The organism is Streptomyces sp. NPDC059718 (assembly GCF_042733315.1).
Taxonomy (GTDB): Bacteria; Actinomycetota; Actinomycetes; order Streptomycetales; family Streptomycetaceae; genus Actinacidiphila.
Genome location: NZ_JBHWGA010000019.1, coordinates 29,466 through 44,567, shown reverse-complemented (window position 1 = coordinate 44,567; position 15,102 = coordinate 29,466). Strand labels below are relative to the sequence as shown.

Below are 15,102 nucleotides of genomic sequence, written 5' to 3'. Positions count from 1 at the left end.
GGCCGGCCGGCCGGCCGTCCGTGCCGGCCAGGTCCGCGTGCCGGCCGACCTCGCGGAGGCCGCCGGGCCGCCCGCCGGTCCCGGAGCCGGGGGGATCCTGGCCCTCGCCCGACCCGTGCCGGGTCACCGGCGGGGAGTGGTCCCGCGCCGGGCCGTCGGTGGTGGACCGCGCCGTCCGCATGCCGGTGCGGCCGACGCCGGAGGACGCTCCTGGGCCCGCGCCGCCCCTCCCTCGAGCCGTCCGGATCCGGGGCTCCCGCCGCCTTCGCCTGGGCCGCCCGGGGCCGGTCACAGGGCGTTGCCTCGCGGCGGGGCGATCGTTGGGCCACTATGGAGTGGCTAGGGATAAACCAGGTTCATACCCCTGTACAGGGCGGGGTACGCGCCGGACGGGGGAGTTTTTCTTCCTCGCGCGGCATGAATTTACGGCGATGTAGCGATCAGGAGTACAGATGCGGTCTAGCCTGTCGGAGGTGAACGACTCAGCCTCCGAACCCTCCGAAAACCCCGTGCCAGTGGCGCCCACAGTTCCCGCCGCACCCGAAGGTGCGCTGTTGGGCGTCGTGCCCGAGCGGCTCAGGGCCGAACTCGTGGCGTTCCGGCGGGACCTGCACATGAACCCCGAGCTGGGCCGGCAGGAGTTCCGTAGCACCGCCGCGGTGAAGGCCCGCCTGGAGCAGGCCGGCCTCAAGCCCCGCGTGATGCCCGGCGGCACCGGCCTGCTGTGCGACATCGGCGCCACCGACCCGGAGCGTCCGCGGCTGGCGCTGCGCGCGGATCTCGACGCGCTCCCGATCCCGGACACCAAGCGTGTGGAGTACCGCTCCACCGTCCCCGGCCGGGCGCACGCCTGCGGCCACGACGTGCACACCACGGTGGTGCTCGGCGCCGGCCTGGTACTGGCGGAGCTGGAGCGCGAGGGCAAGCTGAGGCGTCCGGTACGGCTGGTGTTCCAGCCGGCCGAGGAGGTCATGCCGGGCGGTGCGCTGGACGCCATCAAGGCGGACGCGCTGGAGGGCGTGGGCCGGATCCTGGCCCTGCACTGCGATCCGAAGGTCGAGGTCGGGCGGATCGGGCTGCGCCAGGGATCGATCACCTCCGCCGTGGACCGGCTGGAGCTCTCCCTGGACGGCGCGGGCGGCCACACGGCCCGCCCCCACCTGACCACCGACCTGGTGATGGCCACCGCCAAGATGGCCACCGAGCTGCCGGCCGTGCTGGCCCGCCGGATCGACCCCCGTTCCGGGATGAGCATCGTATGGGGCCGTATCGAGGCCGGTCACGCGGCCAACGTCATCCCGCAGCACGCCGAGCTGGAGGGCACGGTCCGCTGCCTGGACCTGAACGCCTGGCACGAGGCCCCCGACCTGGTCCACGAGGTGATCGACCAGGTGGCCGCCATGTACCGGGCGAAGTGGGAGCTGACGTACCACCGCGGGGTGCCGCCGGTGGTCAACGAGGCGGACTCGACCGAGCTGCTGCGCGACGCCATGACGGCCCGCTACGGCGCGCACACCGTCGAGGACACGGAGCAGAGCCTGGGCGGCGAGGACTTCTCCTGGTACCTGGAGCAGGTTCCGGGCGCGCTGGCGAGGTTGGGCGTACGGCCCGTTGGGGACACGTCAAAGCGTGATCTGCATCAAGGTGACTTCGACGTCGACGAGGGCGCGATCAAGGTCGGCGTGGAGCTGTTCACCTCCGCTGCGCTGCTGGCATGACGGTGGGTGACCCGGTCGACACGGCCGGGTCACCTGGCCGAAATGCGACGATCCGATAACGGGCGGCCAACCCCCCTTTACCTGACATCTACGCGCGTTAAGCTCCGGTTAAGCCAGCGCCGGACGGGGCGCTCAGAGTTGAAGGGGTACCCTCTTGCGCCGGGTAACCAAGATCGCCGCCGCGGGTATAGCCTCCGCGGCTCTCGCGCTCACCGCGACCGCTTGCGGCAGCAGCTCCAAGGACAGCGACGGTGACAGCAGCAGCAGCGGCAAGCTGAAGGTCGGCGTCGCCTACGACGTGGGTGGCCGTGGTGACCACTCGTTCAACGACTCCGCCGCCCAGGGCCTGGACAAGGCGAAGGAGGACTTCGGCGTCGACGTCAAGGAGCTGACCGCCAAGACCTCCGACACCGAGGCCGACCGCGAGCAGCGCCTGGAGGACCTGGCCGACGCGGGTTACAACCCGGTCATCGGTGTCGGCTTCGCCTACGGCGAGTCCATCACGGCCGCGGCCAAGAAGTACCCCAAGACGACCTTCGCGATCGTCGACTCGGTCGTCGACGCCAAGAACGTCGACAGCATCGTCTTCACCGAGGAGCAGAGCTCCTACCTCGCCGGTGTCGCCGCCGCCCTGAAGACCAAGGACAACAAGGTCGGCTTCATCGGTGGTGTGGACATCCCGCTGATCAACAAGTTCGAGGCCGGCTTCCGCCAGGGCGTCGAGGAGACCAACCCGAAGGTCAAGGTCACCACCCAGTACCTGACCAGCGGCTCGGACCTCTCCGGCTTCTCCGACCCCGCCAAGGGCAAGGCCGCCGCGCAGGGCATGCTGGACAACGGCATCGACGTGATCTACGCCGCCGCGGGCTCCTCCGGCAACGGCGCCATCGAGGCCGTCGCCGGCAAGTCCGGCGCCTGGGCGATCGGTGTCGACTCCGACCAGCACGAGCAGCCGGGTCTGGCCAAGTACAAGGACTCGATCCTGACCTCCGCGCTGAAGAACGTGAACGTCGCGGTCTACGAGGTGGTCGAGTCGGTCAAGAGCGGCTCCCCGCTGACCGGCACCCACGCCTACGACCTGGCCAAGGACGGTGTCGGCCTGTCCACCAGCGGTGGGTTCATCGACGACATCAAGTCGCAGCTGGACGAGGCCAAGAAGAAGATCGTGAACGGCGACATCAAGGTCAAGACGACCGTCAAGTGACGCCCGGTCTCTCGTGAGCGCCGGTCGCGAGGCTCGGGAGGGGACAGCCCAGGCTCCCCCCTTCCCGGGCCTCGCGCCTGCGTTCAGCCGGGTGTCACGCACGCGGTGTCCATTGTGACTCTTCCCCTTATGGATCTGGCAACGCTACGCGCGTAGAGGCCCCTCCTCGCGATACGTTCGCCACACCCCGCCCGCCCCGCTCTTTTCCGCGAGGAGAGTGCGCCATCAACGCGTCCAGCCCCCCCAGCCAGAATGCCGTGGAGCTCCGCGGCATCACCAAGCGATTCCCAGGAGTCGTGGCCAACCACGACATCGACATCACGGTTCGCCGTGGCACGGTGCACGCCCTCGTGGGCGAGAACGGCGCCGGCAAGTCGACCCTGATGAAGATCCTCTACGGCATGCAGAAGCCGGACGAGGGCACCATCACCATCGACGGCGAGCGGGTCACCTTCCACGACCCGGGCGACGCCATCGCCCGCGGCATCGGCATGGTGCACCAGCACTTCATGCTCGCCGACAACCTCACCGTCCTCGAGAACGTCGTCCTCGGCAGCGAGAAGCTGTACGGCATCGGCGGCAAGGCCCGGGCCAAGATCAAGGAGATCTCCGACGCCTACGGCCTCGGGGTGCGCCCGGACGTCCTGGTGGAGGACCTCGGTGTCGCCGACCGTCAGCGCGTCGAGATCCTGAAGGTCCTCTTCCGCGGCGCCCGTACGCTGATCCTCGACGAGCCGACCGCGGTCCTCGTCCCGCAGGAGGTCGACGCGCTCTTCGACAACCTGCGCGAGCTCAAGGCCGAGGGCCTGACCGTCATCTTCATCTCCCACAAGCTGGGCGAGGTGCTCTCCGTCGCCGACGAGATCACCGTCATCCGCCGGGGCACCACGGTCGGCTCCGCCGACCCGCGGACCACGACCCCGAAGCAGCTCGCGGAGCTGATGGTCGGCAGCGAGCTGCCGTCCCCCGAGACCCGGGAGTCCACGGTCACCGACGTCCCGATGCTGACCATCGAGGGTCTGCACCTGTCGGAGACCGACCTGGAGGGCATCGAGCGCGTCGTCCTGGACCAGATCTCCTTCACCATCCACAAGGGCGAGGTCCTCGGCATCGCGGGTGTCGAGGGCAACGGCCAGGCGGAGCTCGTCGAGGCGATCATGGGCATCCTGCCGCCCGACACGGGCCGGATCGGCCTCGACGGCGACGAGATCACCCACCGCCCGACGCGCAAGCGCCGCGAGGACGGCATCGGCTACATCCCCGAGGACCGGCACCGGCACGGCCTGCTGCTGGAGGCCCCGCTCTGGGAGAACCGCATCCTGGGCCACGTCACCGAGCGCCCCAACAGCAAGGGCGGCTTCCTCGACCCGGCCGCGGCCCGCCGCGACACCGAGCGGATCGTGCGCGAGTACGACGTCCGCACCCCCGGCATCGAGGTGACCGCCGCGTCCCTGTCCGGCGGCAACCAGCAGAAGCTGATCGTCGGCCGCGAGATGAGCCATCGGCCCAAGCTGCTGATCGCCGCGCACCCCACCCGCGGCGTGGACGTCGGCGCGCAGGCCCAGATCTGGGACCAGATCCGTGAGGCCCGGCGCGAGGGCCTGGCGGTCCTGCTGATCTCCGCCGACCTGGACGAGCTGATCGGCCTGTCCGACACCCTGCGCGTCATGTACCGCGGCCGTCTGGTCGCCGACGCCGACCCCGCCACCATCACCCCGGAGGAGCTGGGCTCCGCGATGACCGGCGCGGCCACCGGCCATCTCGAGCACGAGGACGGCGACGCCGACCACGGGGGAGAGGAACGATGAAGAAGATCGACAAGGAGCGGGTGCTCCTCGCCGTCGCCGCCCCCGTGCTGGCGCTCGTGGCCGCGTTCGTGATCACGGCGCTGGTGCTGCTCGCCACGGGCAAGGAGCCGTTCGGCGCCTTCGGGACGATGTTCGACTACGGCTTCAAGAGCGACAGCCAGGTCGAGATCATCAACAAGGCGACCACGTACTACATCGCGGGCATCGCGGTGGCCGTCGGCTTCCGCATGAACCTGTTCAACATCGGTGTCGAGGGCCAGTACCGCCTGGGTGCCTTCTTCGCCGCGGCCGTCGGCGGCGCGGTGACGCTGCCGGGCTTCCTGCAGGTCCCGCTGATCATCGTGGTCGCCATGATCGTCGGCGCGATGTGGGCCGGTATCGCGGGCCTGCTGAAGACCTCGCGCGGGGTCAGCGAGGTCATCGCGACCATCATGCTGAACTCGATCGCCACCTACATCGTCGGCTACCTGCTCAAGGACGGCCGGCTCGGCCACCTGGACAAGGCGCAGACCTCGGTGTCGACCACGCCGCTGCCCTCCTCCGGCCACCTGTTCAACTTCGACATGGGCGAGGACGTCGGCCAGATCTACGGCTTCGTCGTGCTCGCCGTGGTCATCGGCGTCGGCTACTGGTTCGTGCTGGGCCGTACCCGCTTCGGCTTCGACCTGCGCAGCGTCGGCATGTCCGAGAGCGCCGCCACCGCGAGCGGCGTCAGCGTCAAGCGCATGGTGATCACCAGCATGCTGATCTCCGGCGGTCTGGCCGGTCTCACCGGCATGCCGCTGCTGCTGAACGACGCCCACGCCTACGGCTCCGACCTCTTCCCGGCCGGCATCGGCTTCACCGGCATCTCGGTGGCCCTGCTGGGCCGCAACAACCCGGTCGGCGTCGCGCTGGCGGCGCTGCTGTGGGGCTTCCTGGAGCGTGGCTCGGGCCGCCTGGAGTTCGACGGCTACGACAAGGAGATCGTCGGCGTCATGCAGGGCGTCATCGTCCTGAGCGTCGTCATCGCCTACGAGGTCGTCCGGCGTTACGGCCTCAAGCGCCAGCAGCAGAAGGTCGGCGAGGAACTCGCCGCCCAGGCCCGCACCAAGAAGGAGGTGACGGCGTGACCGCCACGATGACCCAGACCCCGCCGCCCGCGGCTCCCAAGGCCGCAGGGGCCAAGGGCCGCAAGGGCCGCCTCTCCTTCCCGATGGTCCTGCTGATCATCGCCGCCGCGCTCGCGCTGGTGTCGGTGGTGCGGATCATCACCGGTCAGGACCAGCTCACCGCCCAGGGCCAGATCACCGCGGCGCTCGGCCTCGCCGTGCCGATCGGCCTGGCCGGTCTGGCCGGTCTGTGGTCCGAGCGCTCCGGCGTGGTCAACATCGGCCTCGAGGGCATGATGATCCTCGGCACCTTCTTCGGTGCCTGGGCCGGCTGGCAGACCAACCCGTGGCTGGGCGTCCTCGCCGGTGTCGTCGGCGGTGCGCTCGGCGGTCTGATCCACGCGGTCGCCACCGTCACCTTCGGCGTCGACCACATCATCTCGGGCGTGGCCATCAACATCCTGGCGCTCGGTGCCACCCAGTACCTCGCCAAGCTGTGGTTCTCCACCGGCGACGCGGCCACCAAGGGCGGCAACCCCAAGCAGTCCCCACCGGTCGACGCCCTGCCGTCGTTCGACATCCCCGGGCTGTCCGACGGGCTGGCGAGCATCGAGAAGCACGGCTGGTTCTTCGTCTCGGACCTCGCCGGCGTGCTCGGCGGCCTGGTCACCGACGTCTCCGCGCTGACGATCGTCGCGGTGCTGCTCTTCGTCGGCAGCTTCTTCCTGCTGTGGCGCAGCCCGTTCGGTCTGCGGCTGCGGTCCTGCGGTGAGAACCCGGTCGCGGCCGAGTCGCTCGGCGTCAACGTGTACCTGTACAAGTACGTCGCCGTGATCACCTCCGGCGGTCTCGCCGGCCTCGGCGGCGCCTTCCTGGCGATGGTCCCCGCGCACATCTACCTCGAGGGCCAGACCGGCGGCCGCGGCTACATCGGCCTCGCCGCGATGATCTTCGGCAACTGGCGCGTCGGCGGCCTCGCCACCGGCGCCGGACTGTTCGGCTACTCCGACGCGCTCCAGCTGCGCAACGGCGGCCCGACGGTGCACGCGCTGCTGCTGCTCCTGGTGGTCCTGCTGGTGGTGCTGGCGGCCTGGAAGCTGTGGAAGCGCAGCTTCTGGCAGGGCGGCGTCAGCCTGGTCGTCGGCGCGGCGGTGCTGGGCTGGTACCTGTTCACCGACGAGGTGCCCGGCGAGTTCGTGGGAGCGACCCCGTACGTCGTCACCCTGCTGGTGCTCTCCCTGTCGGCACAACGTCTGAGGATGCCCAAGGCTGACGGTATGAGGTACCGGAAGGGTCAGGGCAAGTGAGCGACGCCGCGGGCCCGGTCGGCGTCGACGACGTCGACTGGGAAGGCCTGCGGGCGCAGGCCCGGGACGCCATGTCCCGGGCCTACGTCCCCTACTCGCACTTCCCCGTCGGCGTGGCCGCGCTGGTGGACGACGGGCGGGTCATCTCGGCGTGCAACGTGGAGAACGCCAGCTACGGCCTCGGGCTGTGCGCCGAGTGCGGGCTGGTGTCGATCCTGCACGCCACCGGGGGCGGCCGGCTCGTCGCCTTCACCTGCGTCGACCGCAAGGGCGACCAGCTGATGCCGTGCGGCCGCTGCCGTCAGCTGCTGTGGGAGCACGGCGGCCCCGAACTGCTGGTGGAGATGTCCGACGGCATCCGCACGATGCGCGACGTCCTCCCCGACGCGTTCGGCCCGGACGACCTGACCAACCGCTAAGAAGGTACGTGAACCATGGACGCCATTTCCGTCATCCGCACCAAGCGCGACGGCGGCCGCCTCGGCGACGACCAGATCGACTGGGTCATCGACGCCTACACCAAGGGTGAGGTCGCCGACGAGCAGATGTCCGCGCTCGCGATGGCGATCCTGCTCAACGGCATGGACCGGTCCGAGATCGCGCGCTGGACGGCTGCGATGATCGCCAGCGGCGAGCGCATGGACTTCTCCTCGCTGCCCCGCCCGACCGCCGACAAGCACTCCACCGGTGGCGTCGGCGACAAGATCACGCTGCCGCTCGCGCCCCTGGTCGCGGCCTGCGGCGCGGCCGTCCCCCAGCTGTCCGGCCGCGGCCTCGGCCACACCGGCGGCACCCTGGACAAGCTGGAGTCCATCCCGGGCTGGCGGGCGCTGCTGTCCAACGAGGAGATGCTGCGGGTCCTGGGCGACACCGGCGCCGTCATCTGCGCCGCGGGCGACGGCCTCGCCCCCGCCGACAAGAAGCTGTACGCGCTGCGCGACGTGACCGGCACCGTCGAGGCGATCCCGCTGATCGCCTCGTCGATCATGTCCAAGAAGATCGCCGAGGGCACGGGCTCGCTCGTCCTGGACGTCAAGGTCGGCTCCGGCGCCTTCATGAAGAACCTGGAGCAGGCCCGCGAGCTGGCCTCCACGATGGTGGGGCTGGGCACCGACCACGGCGTGAAGACCGTGGCGCTGCTCACCGACATGTCCACCCCGCTCGGCCTGACCGCGGGCAACGCGCTGGAGGTCCGCGAGTCCGTCGAGGTGCTGGCGGGCGGGGGCCCGGCCGACGTGGTCGAGCTGACCGTCGCCCTGGCGCGCGAGATGCTCGACGCGGCGGGGCTGAAGGACGCCGACCCCGCCAAGGCGCTCGCCGACGGCTCCGCCATGGACGTGTGGCGCCGCATGGTCGCCGCGCAGGGCGGCGACCCGGACGCGGCGCTGCCCGTCGCGCGCGAGCAGCACGTCGTCACGGCCGAGCGGTCCGGTGTCCTCACCGGCCTGGACGCCTACGCCGTCGGTGTCGCCGCCTGGCGCCTCGGCGCCGGCCGGGCGCGCAAGGAGGACCCGGTGCAGGCCGGCGCGGGCGTCGAGCTGCACGCCAAGCCGGGTGCCACGGTCACGCAGGGCCAGCCGCTGCTGACCCTGCACACCGACACCCCGGAGAAGTTCGACTACGCACTGGCGGCCCTCGCCGGCGGCGTCGAGATCTCCCCGGCGGGCACCGCGTTCACGCCGGCCCCGATCGTGCTGGACCGCATCGCCTGAGCGGGGCCGCCCCGCGACACGGAACGGGACCGGTGGACTTCCACCGGTCCCGTTCTCCGTCGTACGGCCGTCAGACCGTGCGTCCCGCAGGGACGGCGAGCCGCCGGTCCGCGACCGCGCGCCGGGTAGCGTACACGGTGATCCCCGCGACGCCCAGGACGGCGGCCAGGCACAGGGCGACGGTGCCGCCCCAGCCGGCGGTGTGGAAGGCGGAGGCACCCAGGGTGCCGCCGAGGCTGTTGCCGACGTAGTACGCGGTCAGGTAGAGCGCGGAGGCCTGGGCGCGGCCGGTGGTGGCGGTGCGGCTGACCGCGCCGGAGGCGATGGAGTGGCCGGTGAAGAAGCCGGCCGTGATGAGGACCAGTCCGGTCAGCACGGCGGTGAGGGAGCCCGCGAGGGTGAGCAGCAGCCCGCCTGCGGCCAGCACCACGGCGACGTACAGGGCGCCGCGCCGCCCGAGGCGGGCGTGCAGGACGCCGGAGGCCGCGGAGGCGCCGGTGCCGACCAGGTAGACCAGGAAGATGAGGCCGATCGCGGTCTGCGACAGGCCGAAGGGCTCGGCGGCGAGCCGGTAGCCCAGCACGTTGTAGACGGCGCCGAAGACCGCCATGAAGAGCAGCCCGATCAGGTAGAGCCGGCGCAGCAGCGGGGTGCCCAGGTGGCCGGTCACCGTGCGCCGGAGGGCGGCGGGACTGACCGGCCCGGGACGGAAGTTGCGGGCGGTGGGGATCAGCAGGCGGAAGGCGACGGCGCACAGCACCGCCATGGCGCCGGCGGCGAACAGCGCGGCGCGCCAGCCGAAGGCCTGCGCCACGGCGCCGGTGAGGACCCGGGAGCTCATGCCGCCGATGCTGTTGCCCGCGACGTAGAGGCCGATCGCGGAGGCGACCGCCTTGGGGTGGATCTCCTCGCCGAGGTACGCCATCGCGGTCGCCGGGAGCCCGGCGAGGGCCACGCCCTGCACGGCGCGCAGGACGACCAGGGTGGTGAGGTCCGGCGCGAAGGGGATGACCAGGGCCAGTGCCGAGGCGCTGAAGACCGACGCCGTCATCACGGCCGTGCGGCCGTACTTCTCGCTCAGCGCGCTCACCGGCAGCAGGGCCAGCGCCAGGGCGGCGGTGGTGGCCGAGACGGTGAGGCTGGCCTGGGCGGGGCTGAGGGACAGGCCCGTGGAGAGCGCCGGCAGCAGGGCCTGCGTGGAGTAGAGGAGGGCGAAGGTGGCGAGTCCCGCGGCGAAAAGGGCCAGGATGGCGCGTCGGTAGCCGGGTTCACCCGGTCGCAGTGCGGCGGCTGAGGGGGCGGAGGCGGCGGCGCCCGGCCGTGTCACGGTGGACGCCCCTGTATCGGCGGGAGACATGCCTTCACGCTAGGCCGGGCCGGTTTCATGCGTCCAATGCACGGAGTGGCCATAATCGTTCCCATGGCGCATGAAGCGAGGTCAACACGGTCGCTGTCACCGTCCCGTGACGCAACAGACACGCGGGCAGAGCTGGACAGCACCTCCTGGGCGGCGGTCCTGGCCCCCAGGCTCGCCCAGTTCGCCGCGGTGGCGCGGCACGAGCACGTCACCCGCGCGGCGCGCGAGCTGGGGGTGCCCCAGTCCACGCTCAGCCGGGCCATGGTCCGGCTCGAACTCGACCTGGGCGTCACGCTCTTCGCCCGTCAGGGCCGTACGGTCTCGCTCACGCCCGCGGGCCGCGGCTTCCTCGCCTCGGTGGAGCGGGCGCTGGGCGAGGTGGAGCGCTCGGCCGAGTCCGTACGCGCCGACGCCGACCCGCAGTCGGGACGGGTCGCCTTCGGCTTCCTCCACACGCTCGGCCCGGAGACCGTACCGGCCCTGCTGCGGGCCTTCCGCGCCGACCATCCGCGGATCCGCTTCCAGCTCGTGCAGAACTACGGCGAGGCGATGCTCGCCGGGCTGCGCGCGGGCGATCTGGACCTCTGCCTGACCTCACCGGTGCCGGACGCCCCCGACCTGGTCGTCCGGCGCCTCGACGAGCAGCGGCTGCGGCTGGTCGTCCCCGCCGACCACCGGCTCGCCTCCCGTCGCAGGGTGCGCCTGGCGGAGGCGTCTGGGGAGCTGTTCGTGAGTCTGGAAGCCGGTTACGGGCTGCGGCGCATCACCGACGCCCTCTGCGCGGAGGCGGGCTTCACCCCGCGGGTGGCCTTCGAGGGGGAGGAGGCCGAGACCCTGCGCGGCCTGGTCGCGGCCGGGCTCGGGGTGGCCCTGCTGCCGCCTCCGCTCGTCCCGCGTCCCGGCGTCGTGGAGCTGACCGTCACCGCCCCGCGCGCGGTCCGGGAGATCGGCGTGGCCTGGCTCGGCGGCCACCCCGACACGGCCCCCGTCGCCGCGTTCAAGCAGTTCCTGCTCGGCAGGCGCGGTCAGCTCCTCCCCGGCTGACGGCGCCGGCCCGGAACGCGGATGCGCGCAGTGCCGCCGGTCCCGGAGGATACGGGGCATGCCCCCTGCGACCGACCCTGCCCTGCCGCCCCCGCATGTCCTGGAAGCCTTCGGGCTCTTTGGCCGGCCCGAGCCGCTCGCAGGAGGCCAGGGGCGCAGCGTCCGGGTGGCGGGCGCGGTGCTGAAGCCGGGCGCCGACGCCGCGGAGACCGACTGGGCCGCGGGGCTGATGGAACGTCTGCAGGGCCGCCGGGACTTCCGGGTACCGCGATTCCTGCGCTCCGTGGGTGGCGGTCACGTCGTCGATGGATGGGCGGCGACCGAGTTCCTGATGGGAGAGCCCGGCCCCGCCGGCAGATGGGGCGCCCTGCTGGCCGCGGGCAGGGCCTTCCACGAGGCTCTTCGCGATGTGCCGCGACCCGGCCGCCTGGACGCGCACCGGCATCCGTGGGCGGTGGCCGACCGCTTCGCCTGGGGCGAGTCGACAGCGGTGGCGCCGGCGGTGGCGCCGGCGGAGATCCGGCGGCTGGTCACCAGGATGGAACGGCTCCGCGAACCGGTCGACGCGCGGGACCAGCTCATCCATGGCGACCTGACGGGGAACGTCCTCTTCGCGGCCGGCCGGGCCCCCGCGATCATCGACTTCTCGCCGTACTGGCGGCCCGTCGCGTACGCCGACGCGATCGTGGTGGCCGACGGCCTGCTCCACCACCGCGCCGGGCACGGTCTGGTGGACTGGGCGGTCCCCGGTGCCGACGGCGCGCAGATGCTCCTGCGCGCCCTGCTCTTCCGCCTGGGCGCGTCGGCCGTCCTGGCCGGTCCTGGCGCCGCCCTGCCCGGGGACGGGATGGCCGGGTTCACCCGGGTGGCCGACCTCGTCGAACGCAGGGTCCGCGGGGGGTGACCCCGGCGGCGGCCGCCGCGCGCTCAGCGCAGTTGGGGCGACCGTCCGAAACCCGAGGCCAGTGGCATGCGCAGGCCGAGCGGGGGAGGGGCGGCCAGCGCGTCGGCGACCGGGCGGGCGAAGGACCGCCCCAGCAGGGTGCCGAGGACGAAGTCGGCGGTCAGGGAGGCGACTTCGGCCCGGTGGTCGTGGAGCAGATGGCCGTCGGTGTGCACCTCGAACCGGCACACGTCCCGGTTGACCTTCTTGACCCGTTCGGCCAGGCGGTAGGAGAGGTCGGGGTCCGTGGAGTCGTCGTTCGTGCCGTGCACGATCAGGACGTGGCGGCCTATCAGCTGCTTCACCGGATCCGGCTCCGGCCCGTCCGGCAGCCACGGCGCTATGGCGACCGCCGAGTTGACGGCCGGATGGCCCGCCGCGCGCAGCGCGGCGCGGCCGCCCATGTCCATGCCGACCAGCGACACCGGTACGTCACCGTAGCGGCGGACGACCTCGTCGACCGCCCACCGCGCGTCCTCGGCCGGGTGGGCGTGACCGCCGTTCCAGCCGCGGAAGCGGTAGTGCACGACGTGCACGGCCAGACCCTCACCGCGGCCCGCGGCCCGCACCAGCCGGCGGGCCAGCGGCACCATCGCCGCGGCGGCCACGGGGGAGCGCCGACGGGTGCTCAGCGCACTGCCGCCGGGCAGCAGCAGCACGGCGGCACGGACCGCCTCGTCGTCCGTATCCCGCCGTACCGCCGGGTTCAGACCCGGTGTCACTCTCTTCCCCAACCGCGCACCACGCACCGGTAAAGCTTGCGAAGCCATGGCGTAACCATGGCAGACGGGAAGGTGTGCACGACCTGGCCGGGAGGTCAATATTCGGCATCATCCAAGAGTTCTACGCGCGTAGGGGGTATGTTTCGGAAATGACGAGCTCAAGCACGCTCCCCTTCCCCGCGGGCGCTGCGGGGGCCACCCCCACGCCCGAGCAGATCCGCCGTGCGCCCAAGGTGCTGCTCCACGACCACCTCGACGGCGGCGTCCGCCCCGGGACCGTCGTCGACCTCGCCCGCGCGTCGGGCTACGACGGCCTGCCGGAGACCGGTCCGGACAAGCTCGGCACCTGGTTCCGCGAGGCCGCCGACTCCGGCTCGCTGGAACGTTACCTGGAGACGTTCTCGCACACGGTCGGCGTCATGCAGAGCCGCGAGGCGCTCACCCGGGTCGCCGCCGAGTGCGCCGAGGACCTCGCCGCGGACGGCGTCGTCTACGCCGAGGTGCGCTACGCCCCCGAGCTCCACGTCGAACGCGGGCTCTCCCTCGACGAGGTCGTGGAGGCCGTCAACGAGGGCTTCCGGGAAGGCGAACGGCGGGCCCGCGAGGCGGGCGGCCGGATCCGGGTGGGCGCCCTGCTCACCGCCATGCGGCACGCCGCCCGCTCGCAGGAGATCGCCGAACTCGCCATCCGCTACCGCGACCGGGGCGTCGTCGGCTTCGACATCGCGGGCGCCGAGGCCGGCTTCCCGCCCACCCGCCACCTCGACGCCTTCGAGTACCTCCAGCGGGAGAACTTCCACTTCACCATCCACGCCGGCGAGGCCTTCGGCCTGCCCTCGATCTGGCAGGCCCTGCAGTGGTGCGGCGCCGACCGGCTCGGGCACGGCGTGCGCATCATCGACGACATCGAGGTCGCGGACGACGGCACGGTCTCGCTCGGGCGGCTCGCCAACTACGTGCGCGACAAGCGCATCCCCCTGGAGATGTGCCCCACCTCCAACCTGCAGACCGGCGCGGCCGCCTCGTACGCGGAACATCCCATCGGGCTGCTGCGCCGGCTGCACTTCCGGGTCACGGTCAACACCGACAACCGCCTGATGAGCGGCACGAGCATGAGCCGCGAGTTCGCCGAACTGGTGGCCGCCTTCGGCTACACGCTCGACGACATGCAGTGGTTCACGGTCAACGCGATGAAGTCCGCGTTCATCCCTTTCGATGAACGTCTCGCGATGATCAATGACGTGATCAAGCCCGGATACTCGGAGCTGAAGGCCGAGTGGCTGTTCCGCCAGACGGCCGCCGCCACCGCCGTGGCCAGCGATTCCTCGCCGGAAGAGGGATGAGACGCGGGCCGTCCCGCCGGGCGGCGGCGGGGCGGCCCCGGTCGCGTGCGGCCACGCGTGGCCGCTTGCACCGCCCCGCGTCCCGTCGATACGTTCCGAAATCCCGCGAACACGTTCCGTGTGTGCCGCGGCGGACGCACCATCCCCCATCACGAGGATCGCAACCATGAAGACCGGAACCGTCAAGACTCTCGGTGCCGCCGCGCTGGGCGTGGCCTTCGTCGGGGCCGCCGCGGGCGTCGCCTCCGCCGCTCCGACGGACACCAACCTGGGCCTGCCGGACGCCTCGGCCCTGCCGGCCTCCGTGCCGGTCGCCGACGTGGCGAAGTCGGTCCCGGTCGGCGCCGTGACCAGCGGCCTGCCGAAGACCGCCAACATCGTCCCCGGCGTGCAGAACGCCCCCACTGGCCTGAGCACCCTGCTCGGCGGCCTCCCCGTCGGCGGCCAGTCGCCGCTGGGTCAGCTGCCGCTGCAGGGCCTGCCGATCGGCGGCTGAGCACCACCCGGACGAACGCCGGACGGGCCGCGCCCCCTCGGGGGTGCGGCCCGCAGGTGTTCCGGGGCCCGTGGCGTCACACGGCGGTCTTCGCACGCCCCTCGTCCGGCAGCAGCAGCCACAGCGCGAGGTAGAGCAGGAACTGCGGCCCGGGCAGCAGGCACGACAGCAGGAAGATCACACGCATCGTGGTGGCGGAGGTGCCGAACCGGTCTGCGAGTCCGGCGCAGACCCCGGCGATCATCCGGCCGTGACGGGGGCGGACCAGTGCGGACATGGCGGGTGCTCCTTCGGGAGTCCAGGCCGGTCTCTCCGGCCGATGACATCACCGTACGAGCGCATACCGCCGTGAATCGT

The 15,102-nt window shown here is 71.9% G+C and carries 14 protein-coding genes; 11 read left to right on the top strand and 3 right to left on the bottom strand.

The genetic code is table 11. The features are described 5' to 3' along the window. The first annotated feature begins 515 nt into the window (after window positions 1–515). From ACFV3E_RS21985 to ACFV3E_RS21955, 7 genes are all read left to right on the top strand, one after another. The gene (locus ACFV3E_RS21985; RefSeq protein WP_500536137.1) at window positions 516–1,718 is read left to right on the top strand and encodes an amidohydrolase; all 1,203 of its coding nucleotides are present in this window, start codon (window positions 516–518) and stop codon (window positions 1,716–1,718) included. A 154-nt stretch (window positions 1,719–1,872) separates the two neighbouring features. Then, window positions 1,873–2,922, top strand: coding sequence for a BMP family lipoprotein (locus tag ACFV3E_RS21980; RefSeq protein WP_499513603.1), 1,050 nt, complete (start codon window positions 1,873–1,875; stop codon window positions 2,920–2,922). Window positions 2,923–3,179: 257 nt separating this feature from the next. Further along, window positions 3,180–4,730, top strand: a complete 1,551-nt coding sequence (locus tag ACFV3E_RS21975) for an ABC transporter ATP-binding protein (protein ID WP_500536136.1) — start codon at window positions 3,180–3,182, stop codon at window positions 4,728–4,730. Next, complete coding sequence (locus ACFV3E_RS21970; protein ID WP_500536135.1) at window positions 4,727–5,842, top strand: ABC transporter permease; 1,116 nt, start codon at window positions 4,727–4,729, stop codon at window positions 5,840–5,842. The genes ACFV3E_RS21975 and ACFV3E_RS21970 overlap by 4 nt, the downstream gene beginning before the upstream one ends. Beyond that, the gene (locus ACFV3E_RS21965) at window positions 5,839–7,128 is read left to right on the top strand and encodes an ABC transporter permease (RefSeq protein WP_500536134.1); all 1,290 of its coding nucleotides are present in this window, start codon (window positions 5,839–5,841) and stop codon (window positions 7,126–7,128) included. Before ACFV3E_RS21970 ends, ACFV3E_RS21965 begins: the two co-directional genes overlap by 4 nt. Further along, on the top strand, window positions 7,125–7,547 hold the full coding sequence (locus ACFV3E_RS21960; RefSeq protein ID WP_500536133.1) for a cytidine deaminase: 423 nt from the start codon (window positions 7,125–7,127) through the stop codon (window positions 7,545–7,547). The genes ACFV3E_RS21965 and ACFV3E_RS21960 overlap by 4 nt, the downstream gene beginning before the upstream one ends. Before the next feature lie 15 nt (window positions 7,548–7,562). Next, entirely contained in the window at window positions 7,563–8,840 is a 1,278-nt protein-coding gene (locus tag ACFV3E_RS21955; RefSeq protein WP_500326654.1) for a thymidine phosphorylase, read from the top strand. A gap of 70 nt (window positions 8,841–8,910) precedes the next feature. Here ACFV3E_RS21955 and ACFV3E_RS21950 read toward each other — a convergent pair whose 3' ends face one another. Beyond that, window positions 8,911–10,197: an MFS transporter gene (locus tag ACFV3E_RS21950; protein WP_500536132.1), complete on the bottom strand. Its 1,287-nt coding sequence runs from the start codon at window positions 10,195–10,197 to the stop codon at window positions 8,911–8,913. A 63-nt stretch (window positions 10,198–10,260) separates the two neighbouring features. On the opposite strand from ACFV3E_RS21950, the gene ACFV3E_RS21945 reads away from it, so the two are divergent. Then, window positions 10,261–11,241, top strand: coding sequence for a LysR family transcriptional regulator (locus tag ACFV3E_RS21945; protein WP_500536131.1), 981 nt, complete (start codon window positions 10,261–10,263; stop codon window positions 11,239–11,241). A 58-nt stretch (window positions 11,242–11,299) separates the two neighbouring features. After that, entirely contained in the window at window positions 11,300–12,145 is an 846-nt protein-coding gene (locus ACFV3E_RS21940; RefSeq protein ID WP_500536130.1) for an aminoglycoside phosphotransferase, read from the top strand. 23 nt (window positions 12,146–12,168) lie between these two features. On the opposite strand, the gene ACFV3E_RS21935 is transcribed toward ACFV3E_RS21940, so the two are convergent. Further along, window positions 12,169–12,954: an alpha/beta hydrolase gene (locus ACFV3E_RS21935; RefSeq protein WP_500536129.1), complete on the bottom strand. Its 786-nt coding sequence runs from the start codon at window positions 12,952–12,954 to the stop codon at window positions 12,169–12,171. A gap of 101 nt (window positions 12,955–13,055) precedes the next feature. On the opposite strand from ACFV3E_RS21935, the gene ACFV3E_RS21930 reads away from it, so the two are divergent. Together ACFV3E_RS21930 and ACFV3E_RS21925 are read left to right on the top strand one after the other, a co-directional pair. Continuing rightward, entirely contained in the window at window positions 13,056–14,249 is a 1,194-nt protein-coding gene (locus ACFV3E_RS21930; RefSeq protein ID WP_500536128.1) for an adenosine deaminase, read from the top strand. A 166-nt stretch (window positions 14,250–14,415) separates the two neighbouring features. Further along, a complete protein-coding gene (locus ACFV3E_RS21925; protein ID WP_500536127.1) occupies window positions 14,416–14,745 on the top strand; it encodes a hypothetical protein in 330 nt (109 codons plus the stop codon). 76 nt (window positions 14,746–14,821) lie between these two features. Here the strand turns inward: ACFV3E_RS21925 and ACFV3E_RS21920 are convergent, their stop codons facing one another. Beyond that, window positions 14,822–15,022, bottom strand: coding sequence for a PspC domain-containing protein (locus tag ACFV3E_RS21920; protein ID WP_500366875.1), 201 nt, complete (start codon window positions 15,020–15,022; stop codon window positions 14,822–14,824). Window positions 15,023–15,102 lie beyond the last annotated feature (80 nt).

Excerpts from the sequence above, each read along its gene's own strand:
- ACFV3E_RS21970 (WP_500536135.1), top strand. The coding sequence starts at position 4,727 with ATGAAGAAGATCGACAAGGAGCGGGTGCTCCTCGCCGTCGCCGCCCCC.
- ACFV3E_RS21955 (WP_500326654.1), top strand. The coding sequence starts at position 7,563 with ATGGACGCCATTTCCGTCATCCGCACCAAGCGCGACGGCGGCCGCCTC.
- ACFV3E_RS21950 (WP_500536132.1), bottom strand. The coding sequence starts at position 10,197 with ATGTCTCCCGCCGATACAGGGGCGTCCACCGTGACACGGCCGGGCGCC.
- ACFV3E_RS21945 (WP_500536131.1), top strand. The coding sequence starts at position 10,261 with ATGGCGCATGAAGCGAGGTCAACACGGTCGCTGTCACCGTCCCGTGAC.
- ACFV3E_RS21940 (WP_500536130.1), top strand. The coding sequence starts at position 11,300 with ATGCCCCCTGCGACCGACCCTGCCCTGCCGCCCCCGCATGTCCTGGAA.
- ACFV3E_RS21935 (WP_500536129.1), bottom strand. The coding sequence starts at position 12,954 with ATGGCTTCGCAAGCTTTACCGGTGCGTGGTGCGCGGTTGGGGAAGAGA.
- ACFV3E_RS21930 (WP_500536128.1), top strand. The coding sequence starts at position 13,056 with ATGACGAGCTCAAGCACGCTCCCCTTCCCCGCGGGCGCTGCGGGGGCC.
- ACFV3E_RS21925 (WP_500536127.1), top strand. The coding sequence starts at position 14,416 with ATGAAGACCGGAACCGTCAAGACTCTCGGTGCCGCCGCGCTGGGCGTG.
- ACFV3E_RS21920 (WP_500366875.1), bottom strand. The coding sequence starts at position 15,022 with ATGTCCGCACTGGTCCGCCCCCGTCACGGCCGGATGATCGCCGGGGTC.